At 62.0% G+C, this 2968-nt stretch carries 3 protein-coding genes; 1 reads left to right on the forward strand and 2 read right to left on the reverse strand.

The features are described from left to right. Window positions 1-74: 74 nt before the first annotated feature. Window positions 75-584, forward strand: coding sequence for a DinB family protein (locus JWQ61_RS21135; RefSeq protein ID WP_304362253.1), 510 nt, complete (start codon window positions 75-77; stop codon window positions 582-584). 52 nt (window positions 585-636) lie between these two features. On the opposite strand, the gene JWQ61_RS21140 is transcribed toward JWQ61_RS21135, so the two are convergent. After that, complete coding sequence (locus tag JWQ61_RS21140) at window positions 637-2565, reverse strand: PstS family phosphate ABC transporter substrate-binding protein (RefSeq protein WP_304362254.1); 1929 nt, start codon at window positions 2563-2565, stop codon at window positions 637-639. 11 nt (window positions 2566-2576) lie between these two features. Beyond that, window positions 2577-2968 (reverse strand): TonB-dependent receptor (locus tag JWQ61_RS21145; protein ID WP_304362255.1); only part of this gene is annotated, 392 nt, incomplete at its 5' end.

Consider the following 2968-nt stretch of genomic DNA (forward strand, 5'->3'; position numbering starts at 1 on the left):
GCCTACGCGGATTGCGCGGCTGGCATAAAATGAAGGGATTGTAGTGAATCGCCGCCTGCCGATACGGATCCGCCATGAATGCACATAAACTGCTGACTACCCTGTTTGAATACAAAGCCTGGGCCAATGACACCTTGTTCTCGACGCTGGCCGCCTTGCCGCCGGAATCCCACGAACGTGAAAAACATGATGCGGCGCGCATCTTGAACCATGTCTACGTGGTAGACCGGATTTTTGAAGCCAACCTGCAGCGCCAGCCGCACGAGTTCAAGGCATTGAACACCACGGCGACGCCGGCGCTGGCCGACCTGCGCGCTGCGGTCCGTGAAACCGACCGCTGGCTGCTGTCATATGCCGATACGATATCGGAAGCCGAACTGGCAGAAATTGTCGAGTTCACCTTCGTAGACGGTTCGGCAGGCCGCATGTCGCGCGGCGAGATGCTGACCCACCTGATCACGCACGGCAACTATCATCGCGGCGCCGTCGGCCGCATCCTGTCGCAGATCGGCGTGCCGCCGCAACGCGATACGCTCACGGTCTTTCTGCACCGGCCGGAACATCTCCGGGCCGATCCGATCTGAGGGATCAACACGAAAATGCCGCTGACGGCGTTTGCCTGCCTGCGGCTTTGCTCTATTCGAGCTTTTTCCTTTCCTTCATCAAATCGTCTGCCGACAGCGGCAGATAACCGCCTGCGCCATTTGCCGCGCCGGCTATCAGGCTTTGGCCTGCTGGCGACAAGATCATCTTCAGGTAGTTTGCGAGCTGCGCATCCAGCGCCTTGCCAGGCGGTCGATTGAAATACATCTGCAGGTATACGGCGAGAGGGTATTTGCCCGCCGCCACGTTTTCACGAGAAGGCATGACCGCAGCCGTGCCTTCGGCTGGCGACAGCGGCAATATGCGCAGTGTTGCGGGTATCGGAATGCCGGTCGGGGCGAGCAAGGCGATTCCGTAAGGATCGTTGTCGACCGCCGCCAATACGGCCTGCGGGCTGTCCAGCGCTTCGTAGTGCGGAGCAAAGGGATATTTTCCCAGGTGCCGGCTGCGCAAGACGGTAGCGCTGCCGCCATCGTCGCGCAGGCCATATAGATGGATACGGCGTTGCTGCCAGCTGTCCTTGAGTCCCAGTTGCGACCAGAAATTGATATTGCCTGCGGCGGCGCCTGCGGTAAACACCTGGGCTAACTGTTGCATGGTCAGTCCGGGCAGGGGATTGCGCCGGTTGACGTAGACGGCGGCTGCTCCTTGCTCGTAACCGGCGTAGCCGATGCGGACCAGGAGCGGCGCATATCCCCAGACTTGCCGGAATGCGGCGATTTCGGCGGCGCTCGCTTCATGTGTGACTACTGCCATCGAAGCGGCGCCGGCGGTCAGCGCCGGCAAGCCTGTCGATGACCCTTTGAGCGCCATGCCGATGTTTATTGCCGGCTGTGTGCCGGCAAACATGGCATTGAAGCGCCTGAACAGATCGGCCGCGCCATCCGCTCCGGCCAGGAGCAAACCAAGTGCGGCCGGAACTGATGCGCTGACGCCGCTTCCCGCCAACTCGATTTTTTGCAATTCAGCGCGCACTTCCGCCGCCGACAGCGGAATATAACCGCCGGCCTGGCTAGCGATGATTTCCTGGCCCTGGCGCGACAGCACCAGGCGCAGGTATTCCTTGGCGACCGGATCCAGTGCTTGTCCCGGTTCGCGCCGCAAGTAGAAGTACACATAGCGGCCGTAAGGATAGGTACCAGCAGCCACATCCTGGCGGCTGCCGCCTGTCTCGCTGCGTCCATCTTCCGACACGATGGCGAGCTGCCTGAGCGCGGCGTTTTCGTGGCCGATGGCGGCAAACGCGATGCCGGCCGGATCCTGTTCCAGCCGTTTCAGGATGGTTTCGGTGCTGCCCCATTGCTCATATGCCGGGCTGACGGGTCGCCCCTGCAATTGTTCGGACTGCATGTACGTGCCCATGCCGGTATATTCAGGCGTGCCGAAAGGATGGATGGCGCGTTCTTTCCAGGCGCCCGCTGCGCCCAGCTGGCCCCAGTGGGACAGGTCGCCTTCCGGATTGCCGTTGCTGAAGATGCGTGCTACCTGGCGGGCGCTCAGGCGTTCGATCGGATTGGCGCGGTTGACGTAGATGCCGATGGAGTACGACATTTCCTGCTGCGCATCGTCGGAAGTATGGGCGATGCGGATTTCCAGCGGCGCCGCGCCGACCGCCTTTTCATAGGCGTCCAGCTCCGCCGCATTGGCGCTGCGCCCCATCGGGCCGAACAGCATCCGTCCGTAGGCGAGCAAAGGCATGGTGGCGGTCGTGCCTTTGACATGATCCGAAAAACGCACGCCGGGATGGCTGCTGGAGAACAAGGCATTGAAACGGTCGATTACGAATTGCGCATGCTCGGCGCCGCCGATGCGGATTGCGCCTTGCTCATCGAGATAGCTGGCCTGGGGTGACAAGCTCACGTTTTGCGCCTGATACTCGGGCAGGCCGTCATGCAGCGCCGGCGCCGCAAGCGCCGTTCCGGCGAGGAGTGACAGTCCGCAAGCCAGCAATGCTTTCCTCATGCCGTCCGCCCTCAGAAATTCAGCTTGGCGTTGAGCGTGAACTCGCGGCCGGCGCCGATATTGACGAACGGCGTGCCAGTGCAGCAGCTGGCGGTGTAATACGTCGAATCGAAAATGTTCTTGATGTTGAACTGCCAGTCCACCGATTGACCGCCGACCAAAGTGTTCCATGACACGAAAGCATCCATCACGCGGCCGTAGGGCAGGTGGTAGACCTTGCCGGTGCCGTCGCCCACCGGCAGGCTGCTGAACACGCGGGCGCCGGCGCCGGCCCTGACCCGGCCTTCAACCGGGCCGACGCGCGAGACGCCAAAGTCACGCGTCAGGTACAGCGACGCCGAATGCTTCGGCGTGTTCGGCAGGGGATTTCCCGCCAGCTTGGGATCGTCGGCGTAGCGCGCCT

It is taken from the genome of Collimonas fungivorans, from assembly GCF_028292705.1.
Classification (GTDB): domain Bacteria; phylum Pseudomonadota; class Gammaproteobacteria; order Burkholderiales; family Burkholderiaceae_D; genus Collimonas; species Collimonas fungivorans_B.

What these genes read in the sequence shown, in the direction of transcription:
- JWQ61_RS21135 (WP_304362253.1), top strand. Translation starts at nt 75, where the DNA reads ATGAATGCACATAAACTGCTGACTACCCTGTTTGAATACAAAGCCTGG.
- JWQ61_RS21140 (WP_304362254.1), bottom strand. Translation starts at nt 2,565, where the DNA reads ATGAGGAAAGCATTGCTGGCTTGCGGACTGTCACTCCTCGCCGGAACG.